This window comes from Pseudoduganella violacea (genome assembly GCF_014191875.1).
Classification (GTDB): domain Bacteria; phylum Pseudomonadota; class Gammaproteobacteria; order Burkholderiales; family Burkholderiaceae_D; genus Rugamonas; species Rugamonas violacea_A.
In genome coordinates, this window is sequence record NZ_JACHXD010000001.1 from 183,582 (window position 1) to 205,070 (window position 21,489).

The 21,489-nt window shown below is 64.3% G+C and carries 17 protein-coding genes; 6 read left to right on the forward strand and 11 right to left on the reverse strand.

All coding sequences use genetic code 11. From position 1 onward, the window contains the following. Positions 1 to 24: 24 nt before the first annotated feature. Entirely contained in the window at positions 25 to 3,024 is a 3,000-nt protein-coding gene (locus FHS03_RS00805; RefSeq protein WP_229426005.1) for a TonB-dependent receptor, read from the reverse strand. A 274-nt stretch (positions 3,025 to 3,298) separates the two neighbouring features. Here FHS03_RS00805 and FHS03_RS00810 point away from each other — a divergent pair, with 274 nt between their 5' ends. The 4 genes from FHS03_RS00810 to FHS03_RS00825 are packed head-to-tail and all read left to right on the forward strand — an operon-like array spanning position 3,299 to position 6,681. Next, positions 3,299 to 4,537, forward strand: a complete 1,239-nt coding sequence (locus tag FHS03_RS00810; RefSeq protein WP_183439135.1) for an ABC transporter substrate-binding protein — start codon at positions 3,299 to 3,301, stop codon at positions 4,535 to 4,537. Positions 4,538 to 4,548: 11 nt separating this feature from the next. Next, positions 4,549 to 5,418, forward strand: a complete 870-nt coding sequence (locus tag FHS03_RS00815; RefSeq protein WP_183439136.1) for a carbohydrate ABC transporter permease — start codon at positions 4,549 to 4,551, stop codon at positions 5,416 to 5,418. After that, positions 5,415 to 6,260 carry a carbohydrate ABC transporter permease gene (locus FHS03_RS00820; RefSeq protein ID WP_371871560.1) on the forward strand — a complete coding sequence of 282 codons (846 nt, stop codon included), beginning with the start codon at positions 5,415 to 5,417 and terminating at the stop codon, positions 6,258 to 6,260. The genes FHS03_RS00815 and FHS03_RS00820 overlap by 4 nt, the downstream gene beginning before the upstream one ends. Positions 6,261 to 6,285: 25 nt before the next feature. Beyond that, complete coding sequence (locus FHS03_RS00825) at positions 6,286 to 6,681, forward strand: RidA family protein (RefSeq protein ID WP_183439137.1); 396 nt, start codon at positions 6,286 to 6,288, stop codon at positions 6,679 to 6,681. A 46-nt stretch (positions 6,682 to 6,727) separates the two neighbouring features. On the opposite strand, the gene FHS03_RS00830 is transcribed toward FHS03_RS00825, so the two are convergent. Next, a complete protein-coding gene (locus FHS03_RS00830) occupies positions 6,728 to 7,381 on the reverse strand; it encodes a bifunctional 2-keto-4-hydroxyglutarate aldolase/2-keto-3-deoxy-6-phosphogluconate aldolase (protein WP_183439138.1) in 654 nt (217 codons plus the stop codon). Continuing rightward, positions 7,378 to 8,379 (reverse strand): 2-dehydro-3-deoxygalactonokinase, encoded by a 1,002-nt coding sequence (locus tag FHS03_RS00835; protein WP_183439139.1) that lies wholly within the window; start codon positions 8,377 to 8,379, stop codon positions 7,378 to 7,380. The genes FHS03_RS00830 and FHS03_RS00835 overlap by 4 nt, the downstream gene beginning before the upstream one ends. Before the next feature lie 296 nt (positions 8,380 to 8,675). Here FHS03_RS00835 and gcvA point away from each other — a divergent pair, with 296 nt between their 5' ends. Then, positions 8,676 to 9,569, forward strand: a complete 894-nt coding sequence (gene gcvA, locus FHS03_RS00840) for a transcriptional regulator GcvA (protein WP_183439140.1) — start codon at positions 8,676 to 8,678, stop codon at positions 9,567 to 9,569. Here gcvA and FHS03_RS00845 read toward each other — a convergent pair. From FHS03_RS00845 to FHS03_RS00870, 6 genes are read right to left on the reverse strand one after another with little or no spacing between them, the layout of a single operon-like run. Then, positions 9,551 to 11,047 carry an N-acyl-D-amino-acid deacylase family protein gene (locus tag FHS03_RS00845; RefSeq protein ID WP_229426006.1) on the reverse strand — a complete coding sequence of 499 codons (1,497 nt, stop codon included), beginning with the start codon at positions 11,045 to 11,047 and terminating at the stop codon, positions 9,551 to 9,553. The genes gcvA and FHS03_RS00845 overlap by 19 nt on opposite strands. Next, positions 11,007 to 12,329 (reverse strand): amino acid deaminase, encoded by a 1,323-nt coding sequence (locus FHS03_RS00850; protein ID WP_183439141.1) that lies wholly within the window; start codon positions 12,327 to 12,329, stop codon positions 11,007 to 11,009. The genes FHS03_RS00845 and FHS03_RS00850 overlap by 41 nt, the downstream gene beginning before the upstream one ends. Then, positions 12,313 to 13,404, reverse strand: a complete 1,092-nt coding sequence (locus FHS03_RS00855) for an ABC transporter ATP-binding protein (protein ID WP_183439142.1) — start codon at positions 13,402 to 13,404, stop codon at positions 12,313 to 12,315. The genes FHS03_RS00850 and FHS03_RS00855 overlap by 17 nt, the downstream gene beginning before the upstream one ends. 12 nt (positions 13,405 to 13,416) lie before the next feature. Continuing rightward, the gene (locus tag FHS03_RS00860) at positions 13,417 to 14,184 is read right to left on the reverse strand and encodes an SDR family oxidoreductase (protein ID WP_183439143.1); all 768 of its coding nucleotides are present in this window, start codon (positions 14,182 to 14,184) and stop codon (positions 13,417 to 13,419) included. Continuing rightward, complete coding sequence (locus FHS03_RS00865; RefSeq protein ID WP_183439144.1) at positions 14,181 to 15,437, reverse strand: hypothetical protein; 1,257 nt, start codon at positions 15,435 to 15,437, stop codon at positions 14,181 to 14,183. The genes FHS03_RS00860 and FHS03_RS00865 overlap by 4 nt, the downstream gene beginning before the upstream one ends. Next, positions 15,437 to 18,739, reverse strand: a complete 3,303-nt coding sequence (locus tag FHS03_RS00870; protein WP_183439145.1) for a TIM-barrel domain-containing protein — start codon at positions 18,737 to 18,739, stop codon at positions 15,437 to 15,439. Before FHS03_RS00870 ends, FHS03_RS00865 begins: the two co-directional genes overlap by 1 nt. Positions 18,740 to 19,019: 280 nt before the next feature. Here FHS03_RS00870 and FHS03_RS00875 point away from each other — a divergent pair, with 280 nt between their 5' ends. Next, positions 19,020 to 19,481, forward strand: coding sequence for a hypothetical protein (locus FHS03_RS00875; RefSeq protein WP_183439146.1), 462 nt, complete (start codon positions 19,020 to 19,022; stop codon positions 19,479 to 19,481). A 50-nt stretch (positions 19,482 to 19,531) separates the two neighbouring features. On the opposite strand, the gene phbB is transcribed toward FHS03_RS00875, so the two are convergent. After that, positions 19,532 to 20,272 (reverse strand): acetoacetyl-CoA reductase, encoded by a 741-nt coding sequence (gene phbB / locus FHS03_RS00880; protein WP_183439147.1) that lies wholly within the window; start codon positions 20,270 to 20,272, stop codon positions 19,532 to 19,534. 34 nt (positions 20,273 to 20,306) lie between these two features. Beyond that, positions 20,307 to 21,485, reverse strand: a complete 1,179-nt coding sequence (locus FHS03_RS00885) for an acetyl-CoA C-acetyltransferase (RefSeq protein ID WP_183439148.1) — start codon at positions 21,483 to 21,485, stop codon at positions 20,307 to 20,309. Between the last annotated feature and the right edge of the window lie 4 nt (positions 21,486 to 21,489).

Sequence of the window (21,489 nt, forward strand, 5' to 3'; positions counted from 1 at the left end):
AAAGGGTACAGCGGGAAAGGGTGCTCAGAACTTGTGGTTGTACTCCAGCGTGAAGCGGGTTGCTCGCGGCGAGGAGCGGTTCAGGATGCGCTTGTAGGACGGGTCGATGCGATCGCCGGTGTTATAGGTTTCGCTGACCGAGAGCGCGGTCTGGCGGTTCAGCACATTGAACACGTCCACCTTCATGCGCAGTCCCTTGAGGAATAGGGGCTGGTAGGCCACGTTCAAGCCAAGCTGCACATCCCATGGCAGGTTGCCGCGGCTGCCGCGCGGAGCGGGCTTACCGTCGCAGTAGAAGAAGTTGGAGCCGTAGCCGCCGGCCGGATTCTGGCCGTCCGCGTTCTCGGATTTCGGCAGGTTGCCCATACAGTTGATGGGGCGTCCCGAAGTCAGGTTCAGATTGCCGCCCAAATTCCACTCCGGCGTCACCTGGTAGTAGCCGAAAGCCTTGACGACGTGGGTGTGGTTGTTGGGCAGCAGGCCGGTGGAATAGCGCATCAGCTCTGGATGGTCCCAGTTCGGCGTGACGGCCACCTGATAGGAACCTGTGGTGGTGTCGACCTGGCCTTCGCTATTGCCCTTGTTCTGCGACCAGGTGTACAGCACCTTGCCGTACCAGCCATTGCGCAGCGGGTGTTCGGCGAACAGATTCAGGGCGACGTAGGTACGGCGTACCTTGGGCAGGCCGATCTCGGCCGCCGTCAGCGGCACGCGCACCAGGTTGCCGTCGCCCTTGATGTCGAGCAGCAGGGTGTTGTCCGCGCCCGGATTGATGATGGCGCACTGGAAGCCGAAGTGGCTGTCGTCAACCTTGTTGCGCACGGCCCAGGCGTGGATGGGGCGCGGGTCGCAATAATCGTCGTTGGTGCTGCGCAGCTTGCGGTAGGTGGCCATGGCGCCGATATTCAGGCTGTCGGACCAGGCTTTCTCGAAGCCGAGCGCCAGTTCGTCCTGGTAGTTGGCCTTGATGTTCTGCGCCGCGACCTGGCGCGCATCCTTGGGCTGGCCCCAGGCGTTGCTGACCGAGACCGTGGGGCCGAGCGGCACCAGGCCGGTGGGGGCGCCGGTGGCGGGGTCGATGCCGGAATAGACGTAGTAGGTGTCCGTGGCGAGAGTATTGCCGGCCGCGTTGCGTGCCACATTGGTCGGCATTTGCAGATGGTAGCGGCCAGCGTTGGCGAAGACGCGGAAGGAGCTGTCGCCCTTCACGTCCCAGCTCACGCCAAGGCGCGGCGCCAGCTGGTGGCGCTGCGAGATGAAGGGCTTGCCGGCCGTGTTGTAGTTGGTGAACTGCTCGTTGCGCAGGCCGATGGAGAGCAGCAGATTGTCGGTGGCCTGGTAGCGGTCCTCGATGTATTGCGCCGACTGGTCGGTGCTGGGACGCGCCGTGTCGTAGAACATATGCTTGGTGGCGAAGTAGCCCTGCTTGCCGTAGCCGCCCGCCTGGGCTGGCGAAATCTGCGCGCCATATGGCAGGGTGGATGGATCGGCATAGCGGTTGTAGGTCCAGTAGCCGCCGCCGGCGGTCGATTCGCCCGTGACCGAGCGCACCTTGTTGCGGTCGATACCGACGCGCAGGGAGTGGTTGCCCAGCTTGTACTCGACGTCCACGCGCAGGGTGCGTTGCCAGTCGCCCGAACCTGGCGCGGGCAAGTTGCCGGACACGGTTTGCGGCGTGGTGTAGCTGAAGCCGGGGATCTGGGCCTCTACCGGGGCATTCACCTGCAGAATGTCCGGGTTGTAGCCGTCCGGCGTCTGCACATGGGTGGTCTTGGACTTGCCGTACAGCGTGGTCAGGGTCAGCTTGTCGGTCAGGTAGCCGGTGTATTTGAAGATATTGTCGGTGGCGCCGGCATTGGCGGGGCCGCAGCAGTTCACCCAGCTCATGCCGTTCTTGTACACATTGTCGCGCTGCTTGGTGGCGTTGCTCCAGCCGTAGTAGCGCGAGTTGGCCTCGGTCTTGTCGAAGATGCGCGTGTATTCGAAGTGGTGGTTGTCGTTCAGGTGGTAATCGAGCTTGGCCAGGTAACGCGGCGTCTTGCTCACGTTCTCGGTATAGCCGCCGCTGGAATTGAGCGTGGCCGTGGTGGCTCCCACGCTTTCCGATTCGCTGCGCTGCTGTTCGGCGGCGACGAAGAAGAAGAGCTGGTCGCGGATCAGCGGACCGCCGAGATAGGCGCCCACGGTGCGGCTGGTGGTCTTGTTATCCCGGTTCCATTGGTATAGCTGGCCGTCGGTCTTGGGGTTGGAGCCGGTGTTCGGGTAGTAGGTATTTTTCTGCGAAGCGCGCAGGCTATTGGGCGCGTACTGCACACTTGCCCCCGCCTCCCAGCGGTTGGTGCCGGTTTTGGTGGTGATGTTCACCACGCCGCCGGTGGAACGGCCGAATTCCGCGCTGTAGCCGCCGGTCAGGATCTGGGCGTTGGCGATGGCGCCGAAAGGCAGTTCCGAACTGCCTACCTGGGTCAGGATATTCGTGACCGGGAAACCGTTGATATAGAAAGCGTTCTCGGATGCGCCGGCACCGCCAAAGCTGGGGCCGGGAATGCGGCTATCGCCGCGGTTGGTGCCCGGCGCCAGCTGGATGATGGCGCCCACATTCTGCGCGATGGGCAGATTGTCGAGCTGCTTGGCGTTGAAGATGGCGCCGTTATTGGTGTTGCTCACGTCGATAGTCTTGCGCGTGCTGCTCACGGTGACCGTCTGCACCGCTTCGAAGGAGGCTTCGATGCCCTGCCCAATCAGCGCTTCCACTTCCAGGCTGCGCTCGACGGCGCCATTGCGCTGCAGCTGCACCTTGTAGCGGCCGGGCGGCATGGAGGTGGCCTGGTAGCGGCCGCGCGCATCCGGCGTCACGCTGCGGCGCACGCCGGTGGCCAGATTCTCCAGCAGCACGGTGGCCCCCGCCGCCTCGCTGACCTGGCCGAAAATGGTGCCGGTGGCGTTCGACTGGGCGAAAGCCGGGGCCACCATGGCGGCCGAAACAATGCTGCTTCCGAATGCGATGGCTACTGCCCGCGCCATCACCTGTCTCCTGATCGTAGTTTTTTTGGTGTGCATGGTCGTTCTTCGTGAAGTGGTTGGATTGCCAATCCACGATAGGCCGGGCCTTCCGGGCACGCCATCGACCATATCTAATCAACACCATTAGAAAAATTTGAACCTGGCCGCGCCCCGAGGGAGGCAAGAGAAAACGCCCGCTTTCCTTAACTATTTATAATGGACCGCATCAAATTTAGTCGCTGGCCGCGTGCCGGGGAGCGACTTATAGTCTCTGGAATACCACCATGACACGGCTATGCGATCACACTTCTTCAAGGGTTTGCAGGGACTGACATTCAGTACGCTGATCGGCGCCTTACTGTGCGCTCCGGCCGCCCATGGCGTGGAAACCGTGCGCGTCACCGTGGCCCATTACAGCAATGGCACGGCGCCCTACTTCCGCCAGATGGCGGAGCAGTTCGAGCGCGCCAATCCCGGCATCCGCATCAAGGTCGAGGATGTGAACTGGGACAGCCTGCTGCAAAAGCTGCAGATCGACGTGGCGGGCGGCGTGAACGCCGATATTTCCATCATCGGCACGCGCTGGCTGCCCGAAATGCTGCAGGACGATCTGGTCGAGCCGCTGGACGGCTATATGGACCCGGCTTTCCGCGAGCGTTTCATCGGCGCCTTCCTCACGCCCGGCCAGGCCCAGGGCAAAACCTATGGCCTGCCCATTGCCGCCTCGGTGCGCGGCCTGTTCTACAACAAGCAGATGCTGGCCAAGGCCGGCTTCCCCGATGGCCCCGCCACCTGGAGCGATGTGCTGCAGGCGGCGCGCCGCATCAAGCAGAACGGCGGCTATGGCTTCGGCCTGCAGGGCAAGGAGATCGAAACCGATGTGTACTGGTATTACGCGCTGTGGACGCATGGCGGCGAACTGCTCGACGCGCAAGGCAAGCCCGCTTTCGCCTCGCCCGCCGCTATCCGGTCGGCAAAGCTGTACCAGTCGCTCATCGGCGAAGGCCTGACCCAGCCCGGCGTCACCAGCTACAGCCGCGAAGACGTGCAGAACCTGTTCAAGCAGGGCCGCCTGGGCATGATGATCTCGGCCCCCTTCGTGGTGAAACAGTTGCAGAAGGAAGTCCCCCGCCTGCAATGGGGTATCGTCCCGATTCCCACGGCCGGCCGCGCCGCCACCTTCGCCACCACCGACTCCCTGATCCTGTTCAAGAATTCGCGCGTCAAGCGCTCGGCGTGGAAGTTCATGGACTTCCTGTTCACCAAGGCGCCGCGCGTGGCCTTCACCAGCGCGGAAGGCTTCATGCCGACCACCAAGGAAGAAGCCGCCGATCCCGCCTTCGCCGATCCGCTCACGCGCACCTTTGTCGACATGCTGCCCACGGCCCGCTTCACGCCCACCGTACAAGCCTGGGAAGACATCGCCAAATCCGTCAGCAACGCCATGCAGGCCGTGTACCTGAACCGGGCCACGCCGGAACAGGCGCTGGGCGCGGCCGCCGCCCAGGCGGAACAGGCGCTCAAGAAAAATTGAAGGTGACAGCCATGACCCCTGCCCGCAAACCGTGGCTGCTGATCGCGCCCAGCCTGGCCCTGGCGCTGTTCATCATCAGCTATCCCGTGTTCCACATGGCTTACCAGTCGCTGCACGAGATTTCGCGCTTCGGCGTGGTGCGCGGCTTCGCCGGCCTGGGCAACTTTACCGGCGTCTTCGTCGACCCGGTATTTCACGCCACCCTGCTGCGCACCCTGATCTGGACGCTGGCCGTGGTGGGCGGCTCACTGCTTATTTCCATGCCGCTGGCCCTGATCCTGAACCAGGACTTCCATGGCCGCTCGCTGGCGCGCACCATCATCATGCTGCCCTGGGCGGTATCGCTGACGATGACGGCCATCGTCTGGCGCTGGGCCTTCAACGACGAATTCGGTATGGTCAATCTGAGCCTGCAGGCGCTGGGCATGATCGACAAGCCGGTGCAGTGGCTGGCCAGCGCCGCCCTGGCCTTCCCGGCCGAGATCCTGGTCGGCATCATGGTGTCGATGCCGTTCACCGTGACCCTGCTGCTGGGTGGCCTGTCCTCGGTGCCGCAGGATATTTACGAAGCGGCGCGCATGGAGGGCGCCACGGCCTGGCAGCAATTCCGTCTGCTGACCGTGCCCTCGCTGCGGCCCTTCATCAATATGGCCGTGGTGCTGAACGTGATCTACGTGTTCAATTCCTTCCCCATCATCTGGGTGATGACGCAGGGAGGCCCGAGCAACTCCACCCATATCCTCGTTACCTATCTGTATGAGCTGGGCTTCCGCCTGGGACGTCCGGGCCAGGCGGCGGCGATCTCGCTCATCATGCTGGCCATCCTGCTGGCGTTTACCTGGCTGTATGTTCGCATGCAGCCGAAGGAGGAAGCGGCGTGAATCCGAAATTGAAACGCAGCCTGTGGGCCTGGCTGGCGCTCTCGCCCTTCGTCGTCATCATTCTTTTCCCCTTCGCCGTGATGTTCTTCACCGCGCTGAAACCGGCCGAAGAAGTGTTCAGCTTCCCCACGCGCTGGCTGCCAGTACAGTGGCGCTGGCAGAACTTCATCGATATGTGGCATGGCGCGAATTTCGGCCCGGCGCTGAAAAACAGCGTGATCGTCAGCATGGCATCCACCGCGCTGACCTTGGCCGCTAGCGTGCCCGCCGCCTATGCGCTGGCGCGCTTTCCCTTCCGCGGCCGCGGCCATTACCGCCAGTTCCTGCTGGTGACGCAGATGCTTTCCCCCATCCTGCTGGTGCTGGGCCTGTTCAAGATGGCGGCCAATATTTCATGGGATGGCGCTAACCTGGTGGACAGCCACTTCGGCGTGATCGTCGCCTACGCCGCCTTCAATATCGCTTTCGCCGTGTGGATGCTGTCGTCCTACTTCGCCACCATTCCGCGCGACCTGGAAGAAGCGGCATGGCTGGAAGGCTGCGGCCAGGGACGCGCCGCGCTGCGCGTCTTCCTGCCGCTGGCAACGCCCGCCATCGCGGTCAGCTTCATCTTCACCTTCATCAATGCCTGGAACGAGTTCGCCGTCGTCTACACCCTGATCCGCTCGCCCGAGAACAAGACGCTGACGGTGCAGATCGTGGACATGGTGGCCGGCCAGTACACCGTGGAATGGCAGCTGGTGATGGCGGCCACGCTGTGCGCCACCATTCCGGTCGCCGTTCTCTTCGCCTGGCTGCAGCGCTTCCTGGTGGGCGGCCTGGCGCTCGGTTCCGTTAAATAATCCCAACCACTGCAAGGAAAGCAGCATGAGCAAACAAAAAATCGCCTACGGCAATGTGCCGTCCGGCGCGGGCGGACAGCGCCTGCCCTTCTCGCCAGCGGTGCGCGCCGGCGACTTCGTCTACATCTCGGGCCAGGTGGCGATGAAGGAAAACGGCGAGATCGAATATGGCGGCATCGAGGCGCAGACGCGCACCACCATCGGCAATGTGGAGAAGGTGCTGGCACTGGCCGGCTGCACCCTGGAAGACGTGATCAAGGTAACGATCTGGCTGGACGATACGCGCGATTTCTGGACCTTCAACCGCGTTTACCAGGAATATTTCAAAGACCCAATGCCCGCGCGCTCCTGCGTGCAGTCGGCAATGATGGTGGACTGCAAGATCGAAATGGAAGTGGTGGCCTACAAGCCGCTGGACTAAGCTGGCCGGGGCCGCCGCTTCAGCGCGGCCCCATCCCAGCTTGACTCTATGCGCCAGCGGCTTCCTTGCGGATGGCTGCCAGGCGCGCCACGAAGGCGGCGGCGTTGGCGGTGACTTCGGCGTAATTGCCCTTCTTCGCCGGCCCGGTCATGCTGCCGCCGATCCCCACGGCCACCGCGCCGTACTTGAACCATGTGCCCAGGTTTTCCAGCGTTACGCCGCCGGTCGGCATCAGGGCGATATGCGGCAGCGGGGCGCGCAAGGCCGCCACATAATGCGGGCCGACCGCATCCGCCGGGAAGACCTTGACGATGTCGGCGCCCGCTTCCGCCGCCTGCACCACCTCGGTCGGCGTCAGCGCGCCTGGCATGGACACGACCTGGTAGCGGTTGCACAGGCGGATCACATCCACATTCACATTCGGCGCGATCATGAACTGGGCGCCGGCCAGAATCGCCAGGCGCGCCGTTTCCGCATCCAGTACCGTACCCGCGCCGATCAGCACACGGCCCGCGTGGCGCTCGCGCAGGGTCTTGATCACGTCCAGCGCGCCGGGCGTGGTGAAAGCCACTTCCAGCGCGCGCACGCCGCCTTCGATGCAGGCTTCGGCCTGCAGCAAGGCATCCTGCGCCGAGTCGGCGCGCACGATGGCCACCATGCCCGCTTCGCGGATGGCCTGCAATACCTCCAGCTTCATCATGGCGTCACCAGCTTTCTGGCGCGGGCGACGGCGATCGCGCCCAGGCCTGCGAGTTGCGGCTGCAAGTCGTCCGGCACCACCGTGACGTCGCCGGAGAAGTAATCGTCGTTCTGCACCAGCAGAGCCAAGGCCTGCTTCAGGATCGGCTTGCCGGCGATGATGACGTCGATGCCGGGCCGCATGCGGATGGCGTTGCTGTTCTTGAGCGTCAGCAGGTCCGCGCCCAGCACGGCGCCCAGCAGGAAGTTGGCGCGGTCGTTGCGCTGGTAGATGGTGAACTGGTCCAGGGTGCGCACATTGAAGCAGGCGCGCCCCAGGCCGATGCGCTTGGCCAGCTCGGCGCCGGCCAGCAGCATTTCTGGATTGATCTCGGTGGCGAAATCGCGGTCCAGCGAATCGGCCAGGATCGTGTTGTGGGTGATGATGTGCAGCAGCTCGCCGGACAGGGTGGTGACGCAGCCGGTGATCTGGTTGTTTTCGTCGATGCAGACGAATTTCGAATGCGATCCCGGCATAATCAGCATGGCCGGGCCGCGCAGCGACAGGCGCTCGATCAGGCCCATGACCTCGACCTCTTCGCCGCGCATCATGTCCATCTCTTCGCAGTTGTGCAGGCCGATGTTCTCCACATCATTGCGCACACCGGGAACAAACCAGATAGGCTTGCTGAAAATATGCGGCAGCAGCTCGCTCTCCATGCCCCGCGCCAGATCGGCGATGCCGGCCGGCGCCAGCACATGCGGAATCTCGTGCAGGCCGACATTCGAAGTGATCATGCCCGAAGCCAGCACCAGGTCCACATCATCCGCCGTGGTCCGCCCTTTTTCCAGCGCGGCGGCGATCGTATCGCGCACCGCTTCATCGAGCTTGCTGCGGCTGCCGGTGATGGCGGTGTCGCGCACCCCCACCTGGGTGGCGGCCACGCTGACCGCCTTGCCATCGCGCCAGAGCGTGATGCGGGTATTCGTCGTGCCGGTATCGATCGTCAATATCTTCATTTGATTTGAATAAAAAATTAAATGGCAGGCGCCGTGATATTCAAGCTCAATATTATCGCCATTATTACCTGTTAAAATATAACCGTTTCCCGCCAATTGCGACAGCGACGAATATTAAGGCAGTCGTTCAAAAAAAATTAAGGTGACACAAGCCGTTGATTTCATGAACTTTCATGGCTTAAATTACCTTTACTTCGTCCGCCCTGCACACAATTTCAATAAGGGAATTATGAAATTCATTTGATCTGGGTTATTATTGACACCGATTGCTCCACGATTATCAATATAACAGCAATATGGCACGCAAGCTCCCCCCGCTTAATTCACTGCGCGTATTTGAAACGGCCGCCCAGCGCCTGAGCTTCACGCGCGCGGCCGAAGAGCTGTGCGTGACCACGGCGGCGGTCAGCCACCAGATCAAACTGCTGGAAGACCACCTGGGCATCAAGCTGTTTGTGCGCACCAATAATGTGCTGGCCCTGACGGTGGCGGGCGAACGCTATCTGCCGCGCGTGCGCGAAGCTTTTCGCGCGCTGGCCCAGGCCACCGATGAACTGATGGACGAGAACAATGCGGTGCTGAAGGTGGCGGTGGCGCCGACCTTCGGCGCGAAGTGGCTGGTGCCGCGCCTGTACCGCTTCCTCGCCCAGCATCCCGAGATCCGCGTCGAAATCAATACCGATAGCGAGCGCAATTACCGCAACAGCGACATCACCATCGATTCGCGCCGCGCCGGTTTCGCCGACCTCAGTGTCGAACCTTTCCTGGCCACGGGCCTGATCCCGGTGTGCAGCCCGGAACTGAAGGCGCGCATCCGCACGCCGTCTGACCTGGCCAATGTCACGCTGCTGCATGAAGTCAGTCCCCTCAACGACGCCGACTATCCCAACTGGGAGGAGTGGCTGTCGGCGGCGGGCGTGGGCGATGTCGATGTGCGCCAGGGACTGGTGTTCTCGCAGGCGCTGATGGCGCTGCAGGCGGCCATCGACGGCCAGGGCGTGGCGCTGGCCCAGCGCCTGCTGATCGATTACGACGTGGCGGCGGGACGCCTGGTGCGCCTGTTCGATATCGCCACGCCGCTGCGCCTGCACTACTACCTGATCCACGCGCCGGAGACGCGCAAGAACCCGGCCTTCCAGGCTTTCCGCGGCTGGCTGCTGGCCGAGTTGAATCATTCCGCCGGCGAGTAGCGTTCTTCCTGCCGCCGCAGCACGCGGCCATGGCGCGCCGCTGCCGGCACGCCGCCCTCCAACGCCACTTCCCCGTTCACCAGCACATGGACGATGCCGGCCGCCGCCTGCTTGGGCTGGGCGAAGCTGGCACGGTCGGCCACGGTGGCCGGATCGAACAGCACCAGATCGGCCCAGCAGCCGACGGCGACGCGGCCGCGCTGTTTCAGGCCGAAGGTATCGGCCGAGAGGCTGCTCATGCGGCGGATGGCTTCCGGCAAGGTGAAGAGCTGCTCTTCGCGGCAGTAGTGGCCCAGCACGCGCGGGAAGCTGCCCCACAGGCGCGGATGGGGATGGGCGTCGTGCGGCAAGCCATCCGAGCCAATCATGGTATGCGGATAGGACAGCACGCGCCGCACATCATCCTCGCGCATCTGGAAATACACGGCGCCGGCAGGATGCAGGCGGCGCGCCGCCTCCTTCTGGTCCACGCCCCATTCGGCAGCGATGTCGGACAGGTCGCGGCCCGCCATTTGCGGGTGGGCTTGCGACCAGCTGACCATGATGCGGATCACGCCATCCACATAATCGGGATCGAGCACGGTGGAGCCGGCCACATAGGGATAGGCGTCCAGGCCCACAGCCTGCGTGCGGCGGCGCTCCGTGATCAGGGCCAGCGTCTCGCTGCTGCGGCCCCAGTTGGCGGGACCGGCGCATTTGTGATGCGACAGCACCACCGGCAGGCGCGCCGCGCGGCCCGCATCGCAGGCTTCGTTGAGCGCATCGATCACGCCGTCGTATTCGTCGCGGATATGCGAGGTATAGATGCCGCCATGTTCGGCCGCCACGCTGGCAAGCGCGATCACCTCGTCGTTGTTGGCGTGGCTGCTGGTCTTGTAGAACAGGCCGGAACTGAAACCGAGCGCGCCGGCACGCATGCCTTCATCGAGCAAGGCACGCATGGCCTCGATCTCTTGCGCTGTGGCGGGTGCCTGCGTGTCGCGCATGGCATTCACGCGCAGGGTCGAGTGGCCGACCAGCATGCCGACATTCACGGCGGGCCCCGCGTCCTGCACGGCGCTGGCGTAATCGGCCACGCTGGCGTAGCGGTAATCGGGCTGGGTGCCGATCAGCGACAGCGGCGCGGGCGGCGCCATCGTCGCCTGCCACGGCGCCAGGCTGATGCCGCAGTTACCGGTGATGACCGTGGTAACACCCTGGGTCAGTTTCGGCAGCATGGCTGGAGAATCGAGCACCTGGCGGTCGTCATGCGTGTGGACGTCGATGAAGCCGGGAGCCAGGGCCAGTCCTTGCGCATCGATCAGGCGCGCACCGGGCGGCAGTTGCAGCGAGCCGGCGGCGGCAATGGCGGCGATGCGGCCTGCGCGCACGGCCACGTCGGCGCGGAAGGCGGGACTGCCGCTGCCGTCGTAGACCTCGGCGTCGTGGATCAGCAGATCAGAAGAAGGTGTTGACGGCATGGCGCACGGTGTAGTCATCGTCCACTGCCAGCAGCAGCGTCCATTTATCGAAAGTGGTGCAGGGATGGGAAATGCCGCAGCCAATCAGATCGCCCACCTGCAGCGACCCGCACAGCGCATGGCCTTCCGGCAGGCGCAGATAGGCATGCTGGTCGTTCATCTTCTCGATGCGCGCGCCTTCGGGCAAAGCCTGCGGTTTCGCGTCGCCGGGACGGTGGGCCAGCAAGGGCAAAGGCAGGTCGATGTCGTAGGAAGCATCGCGCTTGCCCATGGACAGAATCGCCAGCGTCGGCTCGGGACGCGACAGCACCACGCTCCACACTTCCAGTGCGGGCAACAGGCCATCCTTCAGTACCGCGCCTTCGCGCTCGCCCAGTTCCTGCGTCAGGCCGTGGTAGAAGCCGTGGTCATTGGTCAGGTAGCAGCCGCTGCGCAGCACCGGCAGCACCGGGCGCGACAAGCCGTCGATGCGCGAGAAACCGCGCGCCACCAGGTCGAAATAGGCCGAGCCGCCAGCGGAGAGCAGAATCTGCGTCCCGCCGAACAAGCCTTCCTTGTCGGCCTGGCGCACGATTTCCACGATCTGCGCGACGAAGGCCGATACCGCCTCCACGTCGGCGGCGCGGTCATGGCTGACCAGCAGCCCCTCATAGCCTTCGATGCCGGCCAGCTCCAGCCCCGGCGCCTGCGCCACGGCGCGCGCCAGTTCCAGCACCTGTTCCGCGCTGCGGCAGCCGGCGCGCTTGCCTGCGATGCCCAATTCCACCAGCAGCGGCAAGGGGCGCTGCAAACCGCTGTGCTGCACCGCCTGCGATAGACGGGCCACACCCTCGGCCGAATCGACCAGGGCGAAGAATTCGAAGCCCGCGTCTTCCTTCATCAGATGCAGCACGGCGCGGATATCGGCCGGCGCCACCAGCTCATTGGCCAGCAGCACGCGGCGCACGCCGAAGCGGTAGGCGATCTGCACCTGGCTGATGGTGGCCAGCGTGATGCCCCAGGCACCATTGCCCAACTGGGCGCCGAACAGCTGGGGACTCATGGTGGTCTTGCCATGCGGCGCCAGTACCGCGCCATAGCGCTGGCAGAAGCGCTGCATCCAATCCAGATTGTGCTCCAGGGCCGACTGTTTCAGCACGGCCACGGGGAAGCTGGTGTCGCCCGCCAGCACATTCCAGCGCTGCACGCCAATCGCGCCCTGGCGCAATGGTTCGGTGATGGGCAAGCCTTTCACGCCCGGTTGCAGCAATTGCTCTTCAAGGGAGGCGAGCGCCAGCCCGCCGTCAGGCAGCTTGTTCATGGGGATGATCCTGGTTGAGTCGCGCCCCGGTGGCGCTGTCGAAATAGTGTAGGCGCGTTTCCGGCAGTTGCAGCGACAGCGCGTCGCCCGGCTGCACGGCCAGCCGTCCGGCGGCGGCCACGCACAGCGGCTGGCCGCCCAGCTTCGCGTAAAGATGGGTTTCGGCGCCGGTCGGCTCGACCACCTCCACGTTCACGCGCACCTCGCCCTGGCCGGCCACGATGTGTTCGGGGCGGATACCGAGCGTGACGCGGCTGCCGTGTTCGATGCCCGGCGCCTGCACATGGATGCGCGTGCCGTCGGCGCAGACCAGGCTCGCGCCGTAAGTCTCGCGCTGGATTTCGCCTTCGATGAAATTCATGCCGGGCGAGCCGATAAAGCCCGCCACAAAAAGATTGGCGGGACGGTCGTACAGCTCCAGCGGCGCGCCCACCTGCTCAATGCGGCCGGCGTTCATCACCACGATGCGGTCGGCCATGGTCATGGCCTCGATCTGGTCGTGGGTGACGTAGATGATGGTGTTCTTCAAGCGCTGGTGCAAGGCCTTGATCTCGGTGCGCATCTGCACGCGCAGCTTGGCATCCAGATTCGACAACGGCTCGTCGAACAGGAACAGCGCCGGCTCGCGCACGATGGCTCGGCCCATGGCCACGCGCTGCCGCTGGCCGCCGGACAAGGCGCGCGGCAGACGTTCCAGATACGGCGTCAGATTCAGCATGCGCGCCGCCGCCTCGATGCGCGGACGGAAGCTCGATTCCGGCTCCTTGCGCAGGCGCGGGCCGAAGGCGATATTCTCGTACACCGACAGATGCGGGTACAAGGCGTAACTCTGGAACACCATGCCGATATTGCGCTGCTGCGGCGGCAGCTCGTTGGCGCGCGCACCGTCGATCAGCAAGTCGCCGCCGCTGATGTCCTCCAAGCCGGCCACCATGCGCATCAACGTGGTCTTGCCGCAGCCGCTGGGACCGACCAGCACAATGAACTCGCCATGCGCGATGCGCAGGTCGACGCCATGCACCACCTGGTTGTCGCCGTAGCGCTTGAAAATGCCTTGGAGCTGGACGGTTGCCATATGATGGATGCCTTAAAAGTCTTCCAGCGTGAGTTCCTGCGCCATCACGCGGTTGCCCGCCATCAGGCCGCCATCGACCGGCAGCGCCACGCCGGTGATCACGCGCGCGGCGGACGAGGAAAGGAACAGCGCCGCGTCGGCGATATCGTCGGGCGTGGCGAAGTCGCCCAGCGGATACCACTTCTTCAGCTTCTCCAGGATTTGCGGATCCTTGTCTACACGCGCCTGCCAGGCCTGGGTTTTCACCGTCCCGGGGCAGACGATGTTCGCGCGCACGCCGCGCCGGCCGCTTTCCAGCGCCAGCGCCTTGGTATAGCTCACCAGCGCCGCCTTGGCCGCGCTGTAAGCGGGATGGCCCAGCGCCGTCAGCCCGTTGACGGAGCCGATCAGCACAATGCAGCCCTGGCCGCGCTCCAGCATCGCCGGACGCACCGCCTCCACCGTGTTGTAAGTGCCATGCAGATTCAAATCGATATCCGCATGCCAGGACTCCGGCGTGGTCGCCGCCAGCGTGGCGCAATCCGCCGCACCCGCATTCGCCACCAGCACCTCGACCGCGCCGTGCAAGGCCACAGCCGCATGCACTGCTGCCTTGGTGGCGGCGGCATCGGTAATGTCAGCCTGCAGCGGCGTGCAATGGGCAACGGCTGCCGCCAGCGTGGCCAACTGCTGCGCATCGCGGTCCAGCGCCAGCACATGGTCGCCCTGGGCCGCGAAACGTTCGCATAAAACGCGCCCGATACCGCCACAGGCGCCAGTGATAAGAACGACACGGCTCATGATGTGCTCCGATCGAAATGATGAAGGGCCGCCCCCAGCGCATCCAGACGCTCGCTGCGCAGCAAACCATGGTTATAAAACGCGAAATCGCGGATGCCCAGCGCCGCCAACCCCGCCAGCGCCTGCGGCAGCTGCGCCCCGTCGGCCAGATCCGGCGCCCCCGGCCGCAAAATCGCCCGCACCTTCACCGCCGAGCCCGTGTCCACTTTGGTGCCTGGCACCAAGGTGGACACGGGCTGAGCTATTACGGGCAGGCGGCGCAGGGTGTCGTGGGCGTCGGCGATGACGCGGGCGGCGTCGGTTTCGTAGAAGGGGACTTCGAGCCAGTCGGCAGCGGCGGCCAGGGCGCGCAGGTCCGTGCCTTCGATCCAGCTTTGGGCGGTGGGGCGCTGCACGGTGGGGATCACGGCCAGTTGCACGCCCGCCGGCAATCCGGCGCGGATGGTTGTTACCAGTTCGCTGACCCAGGCCTGGCGCTGGCGGAGGTAGGCGGCCAGCTCCTGGTCGTCGAGCAAATCGGCGGCGAGCCAGGCGGCGGCTTGCGCTTCGGTGGCGTCCACTGGCGCTTTCAGGTAGGCGTCGATGCGGCCGGCCACACGCAGGCGCAGGCCGGCGCCGTCGATGCCGGCATCGGCCGCCGCCTTGACGCAGGCGTCGCAGAAGCATAGGCCGAGCATGGTGTCGAGCCAGACATTGCTGCGCAGCTGGGCGAATTCGTGGTGGTAGCCATGGGCGTAGGGCAACCAGCCCGGCGTTTCGAGCACCACGCTGCGCACGCCCTGGGCGGCGGCGTCCTGCGCCAGCGCCACGGCGTATTCGAACACCGCCGGCTGCGCTGGGCACAGGCTGTAGACATAGCTGTCGCCGAAGGCATTGCGCGCCGTGTACTGCGGATAGGCCGCGCCCAGGCGGCTGTTATGCAGCAGCACCGTCCACGCATGTACGTCCAGGCGGCCATCGCCGGCCAGCTCGGCGAAGAGCCGGCGCAGGGCCGGGTCGGAATGCGGCTGGGCGCGCAGCTTGCCATAGCGCTTGGGATCGGGGTCGAAATACACCACGCCATCTTCCGGGAAGACCACGCGGCGGCCGCTGCGCGCATTCGGCCGCAGGAATTTGCCGGCGTGGTAGCTGGCCGCCAGCGTCACGCCATTCAGGCCGCGCGCCAGCGCCTTGGCGGCGAAGGCGGCCACGCCCTCTTCCGCCACGTCCCAGGGATAAGCGTACAGCGATCGGTATGCCGAAGTTTGCGTCATTATTTTCCTGCCTTGTCACCCTCGAAACCAATGACTGTAGCATTGGCCCAGTTGGCGCACACTTTGGCCGCGTCCTTACCGTGCGCGCCCAGGGTGCGCAGGCTCAAAAGCGAGATGCCGCGGATATCCAGCTCGGGTTTGACCACGGCCGGCGCCGCGATCAAGCCGCTATCGAACAGCAATTTCCCGTCGCCGTGCACCTGGAATTGCAGGCCGCCCGCCTGGCGGCAGCTGTCGTCGATGCCGACGTCGGCGCGGAACAGCTGCCAGTCGCCGCTCAAGCGGTAATCGACCTGGCTTTGCGCCGCCACCGGCAAGCCCTTGCTGAACTTCAGGCCATTCATCTGCAGCAGGCGCGGCTTGCTCAGGTTGCGGCTCAGGTCCGGCTTCGCTTCGGACAAGGCCAATTGCTGCTTGGCGCGGTTCGGCGCCGGCGCTTCCAGCACGCGGAATTCGGAGATGGTGATCGGGTTCACCTGCGGCGACAGGAAGGCGTTGAAGGCCTTGGCCTGCTTGCCGTTGCCATTGGTGGCCGTGACCATCGGGTCGTTGGTGTTGTCGTCCTGGCCCTGCTCCTGGGTGCTCAGCACGCGGAAGCGGAACAAGCTGCCCGCCTTGGCCGGGAATTCGACCTTCTGCTTGCCCTCCACCAGCTTCAGGCGGCCGGTGAACACCGGCTGGCCCCACTCGCCATTGCGGTCGCCCAGATAGATTTCGAAGTCGCGCACCTGGCCACTCTGCCAGTGCTTGTCGTTGCGCGGCGAGATTTCGAAGCCGTTGATCATGCGCCGTTCGCCCAGCGCCAGCGTGAATTCATGCGCGCCGGTCTTCTGCGACTGGTCACGGATGGTGCGGAACCAGGTGTCCGGCTTGTCGTCGAAGGCGTTTTCCAGCTTGTGGCCCGGCTCCTCGGCCGGACGGTTCAGCACCAGGATGCTGTCGGCCGCCACCGCGTTGCCCAGATCGGGCGCGGTGCCGAAAGCCGGCGTCTGCGCCAGCACGGCGTCGGCGGCAATCGCCAGGTCGAAGCGGTAGGCCGCGCGCACGCTGGTCTTCTCCGATTTGGCGTGCACCGTGCCGTACTTGGCTTGCGCGTCATAGAACCAGCCGGCGCCGCCCTTTTCGAATTCGGCCAGCGTGGCGTATTCCTTCAATGCCTTGCCGCCCAGGGCCAGCGTTTGCGGCTTGACGCGGGTATGCACTTGCAGGCGGTAGACGCGCTCCTCTTCCTGGCCCGCGTACTTGCCCTGCACCGCGCCCACCTCCACGCTGATATCGCCGGCGCGGCCCTGCGGCGCCTGCACGGTGAACTGCTGGCTGCTGAAGGCGCCGTCCTTGTACTGGCGGGTATTGCCGTCATCCTCGTACATGGTGAAGGCGGACTGGCCGTGCGGATAGATATCCAGGGTCAGCACATCCTTCGGCACCTGGCCGTCGTACAGGGCAGAAGGGTACATCGGGATAATGGCACCGGCGCGCACCAGCACCGGCAGCTTGTCCAGCGTGACCGGATAGTCGATCACTTTGCCCGATGCTCCCGCTTCAATCACGCGGCCATCCCAGTAATCGACCCACTGGCCCTGCGGCAGATAGATATTCTTGCGCCAGCCCTTGCTGGCGGCCTGGCTGCGGTAGACCGGCGCCACGAGGAAATCGCGGCCCAGCAGGAACTGGTATTTGTACGCTTCGTCGTTGGCATGCGGGTCGGCCGGATGGTCCCACATCAGGCCGCGCACGATCGGCGCGCCGGTCTGCTCGGCCTCGCGCGAATAGGTGTACATATACGGCGTCAGGCGCATCTTGAGCTTCAGGTAGTCACGGTTGATGCTGCGGTAAGGCTCGTCGAACCACCACGGGTGTTTGCGCTCGTTCTTGGCCCAGCCGGACATGCCCATCAGCACCGGCGTGAAAGCCTTCCACTGCAGGTCGCGCGTATAGGTTTCCGGGCTGCCGCCGAAGATGCCGTCCACGTCGCCCGTGGCGTAAGCCTGTCCCGACAGGCCGGAGCCGATCAGGGTCGGGATATGCCAGCGGATATAGTCCCAGCTGCCCGACTGGTCGCCGGTCCAGGTCACGGCGTAGCGCTGCATGCCGGCCCAGCCCATCACGGTCCAGATGAAGGGGCGCGCGTCGGAATTGGACAGGATGCCGTCGGCCGCCGCCTTGTTCGCATCGAGCGCGAACTGGTAGCCCTGGCCGGTCCAGGCCACGTCCAGCTTCTGCGCGCGGCTGCCGGCCGTGCCGACTTCCCACTTGATCTTGTCGACGCCGTTCTCGGTCCACAGGCCGGTGCGGAAGCCGTACTGCTTCAAGCCCTCCACCACCTTCGGCAGATCGGTGTAGCCGCAGCCGTAGCCGTCGTTGGGCAGAATCCAGCCGCCCGGCATATCGTGCTCGCGGTATTTGGCCGCCACCGACAACACCACATCGGGCGTGCTGCCGGTCGGACCATCGCTCCAGCCGGGCGGCGTGGTGCCCGGCTTTTTCACATTGTCCTTGTCGTTATAGCAGTCGGCGTCGCCATACTCGTAGGCCCAGCGCGGCAGCAGGGAAGCGCGGCCGGTCAGCTCAGTGTAGGCGTCCAGCACCTTGTGGATCGAGCCGCCCGCGAAATAATAGGCGTCGAAGCGGTTCTCGCGGTGGCCGGCCGTGATGAACTCATTCGAGCGGAAATCGTAACTGCCATTGGCCCAGGTATTGCGCAGCACGCCGTAGCCGGCGCTGGTCATATAGAAGGGCGCGGGGCTGGGGCGGTCGCCCTCCTCCCAGCCGCCCGAATACGAGATCGGCATCTCCTTACCCTTGAAGCTGTAGGCGCCGTTCTGCTGGCCGCCGCCGAAGAAATGCTCCTGCGCCGTGGTGGACAGGGTCTGGAAACTGCTGTCGGCCGACAGTTCCAGCGGCTGCATCTCGCGCCAGACCAGGGTCTGGTTATCGGCCTTGTACAGCTCGAAGCGCAGCGGCTTCTTGTAGATGCGCAGCGCCAGCGCATCGGTCTGGATCAGGTGATGGTCGGCCAGCTCGCTGTGGCGGAAGGCGACGGCGGCGTAATCGGTCTTCAGCACGATGGGCGCGGCCTTGTCGCCCGCGCCGGTGAACTTACCCTGCGGCCCGGCCAGGATGCGGAACACGTCCGGGCGCAGCAGCTCCACGCGCAGGGCCACGCCCTTGTCGGTCGCCAGTTCCAGCTTGCTGTCCTTCTGGGCGAATTTGTTCAGATTGCCGACCGGCGCGGCGCTGGCGCTCAGGCACAGCAGGGTGGCAGCGGTGGCGAACAGGGTCTTGCGAAGCACAGGCAGCATGGGGCGGGTCCGGTCTGGTGAATGTTGCACAGAATGTACACAAGCCCGGCCGCAAAGGCCAGCGACGCTTTTTCACCGGCCTCATTAGAAAAATTTAAGGGGTGCGGCGTTTGCCGGCCAGCACGCTTAATCGGTGATGGGGTTCTACCCTGTCCGCCCACGCCTCGTTTAACCGGGCAATGCCTCGTTTATCCTCGTTTTTGTAAGCGACTTCTGGGAACTCTCAGAGGGAAGTCCGGCTCCAACACGGTATCTCCACGAGCAAAAACGAGGCAAAACGATGAAAGACGAGGCATTTACCGTAGATATACCACCCACGCTCTACTTTGAGCTATCCACGCATCTCTTCCGCACCTGCGACAAGCGCCAACCCGGCGAAGTGGCCGCCCAAGCCATCCGTACCTGGCTGGCAACCGAACGCGGCAAAGCCAGCGGACGCGGCTACCAATGGAAGAGTTTGTTTCTGCCGGACAGCACCGAACTGCGCATGCACTATCGCGGCGACTACTACTACGCCAAAGTCGAGGGCGACCGGTTGATGTACAACTACGAACCTGTCTCGCCGCGCGAATGGACCCTGCTCGTCACAGGCACGGTGCGCAACGCCTGGCGCGACATCTGGATACGGCGCAATGCCGGAGAGTGCTGGCTGCGCGCATCAATGTGGCGCAGTCAAAACTCGGTTGAAGCCCTGCTTCCCTATGCCGAGCGGCGCCGCCACGCCCGCCGCAGCACGGACTAAAAAAAACAGCCAGCTCGCAAGCTGGCTGTTTTGCTTCGGCTGGCCGCCGCTTAGTACATATGCTGGCCGCCGTTGATGGCGATATTGGCGCCGGTCACGAAGGCCGCTTCTTCCGAAGCCAGGTAGGCGACCAGGCCGGCCACTTCTTCCGGCTTGCCCAGGCGCGACATCGGGATCTGCGGCAGGATTTTCGATTCCAGCACTTCCTGCGGGATTTCCATCACCATCTTGGTGCCGATATAGCCCGGCGAGATGGTGTTGACGGTCACGCCCTTGCGCGCCACTTCCAGCGCCAGCGCCTTGGTGAAACCGTGCACGCCGGCCTTGGCGGCCGAGTAGTTGGTCTGGCCGAAAGCGCCTTTCTGGCCGTTCACGGAGGAGATATTGATGATGCGTCCCCAGCCGCGCTCCACCATGCCGTCCGCTACCGGCTTGGTCATATTGAAGACGGAATCCAGATTGGTGCCCATGACGGCGTCCCAATTGGTCTTGTCCATCTTCTTGAACGTCATGTCGCGGGTAATGCCTGCGTTATTCACCAGCACCTCGACCGGGCCGATATCGCGCTCGACCGCCGCGACACAGGTCTGCGCCGAATCGTAATCGGACACGTCGCAGGGATAGGCCTTGAAGTCATAGCCCTGGTCGCGCATCGTCGCCAGCCACGATTCATGCGTCTTGTTGGATGGGGAATACGTGGTTACTACCTTGTAGCCCAAGGCTGCCAGTTTGATGCATACCGCTTCGCCGAGACCACCCATGCCGCCTGTTACTAATGCAACTCGTGCCATATGTTATCCCCTGTTTTGCGTTCAAAAAAACTGCTTAATCCCTTTCAACGGCCAGCGCCACGCCCATGCCGCCGCCGATGCACAGCGAGGCCAGGCCTTTCTTCGCGTCGCGGCGCGCCATTTCGTGCAGCAGCGTCACCAGGATGCGCGCGCCCGAAGCGCCGATCGGGTGGCCGATGGCGATCGCGCCGCCATTGACGTTGATCTTGCTGGTGTCCCAACCCATTTCGCGGTTGACGGCGATCGCCTGCGCCGCGAAGGCTTCGTTGATCTCCATCAGGTCCAGCTCCTGCGGCGTCCAGCCGGCTTTTTGCAGGCACAGCTTGGAAGCGGACACTGGACCCAGGCCCATCACGGCCGGATCGATGCCGGAGGAAGCGTAGGACTTGATGCGCGCCAGCGGTTTCAGGCCGAGCTGCTTGGCCTGGGTGGCCGTCATCATGATCACGGCGGCGGCGCCGTCATTGATGCCGGAGGCGTTACCGGCGGTTACGCTGCCCTCTTTCGAGAAGGCCGGGCGCAGGGACGACAGCGCGTCCAGCGTGGCGCCGGTCTTGACGTACTCGTCGCTGTCGAAGACGATGCTGCCCTTCTTCTGCACGATTTCCAGCGGCAGGATCTCATCCTTGAACTTGCCGGCTTTCTGCGCGGCTTCGGCCTTCTGCTGCGAGGCCAGCGCGAACTCATCCTGCTCGGCGCGCGAAATCTCGTATTTCTTCGCCACGTTCTCGGCCGTCACGCCCATATGGTACTGGTTGTACACATCCCACAGGCCATCGACGATCATGGTGTCGACCATCTTGGCGTCGCCCATGCGGAAACCGTCGCGCGAACCGTTCAGCGCGTGCGGCGCGGCGCTCATGTTCTCCTGGCCGCCGGCGATGATGATATTGGCGTCGCCGCATTTGATGGCTTGCGCCGCCAGATGGGTGGCTTTCAGGCCGCTGCCGCACACCTTGTTGATGGTGTAAGCCGGAATGGCCGACGGCAGGCCGGCCTTGATCACGGCTTGGCGCGCCGGATTCTGGCCCACGGCGGCGGTCAGCACCTGGCCCAGGATGGCTTCGCTGATCAGATTGGGGTCGATGCCGGTTTGCGCCAGCAGGCCCTTGATGACGTGGGCGCCCAGCTCGGACGCCGGAATCTTGGCCAGGCTGCCGCCGAATTTGCCGACCGCGGTACGGCCCGCGGCTACGATAACTACATCATCCATTTGT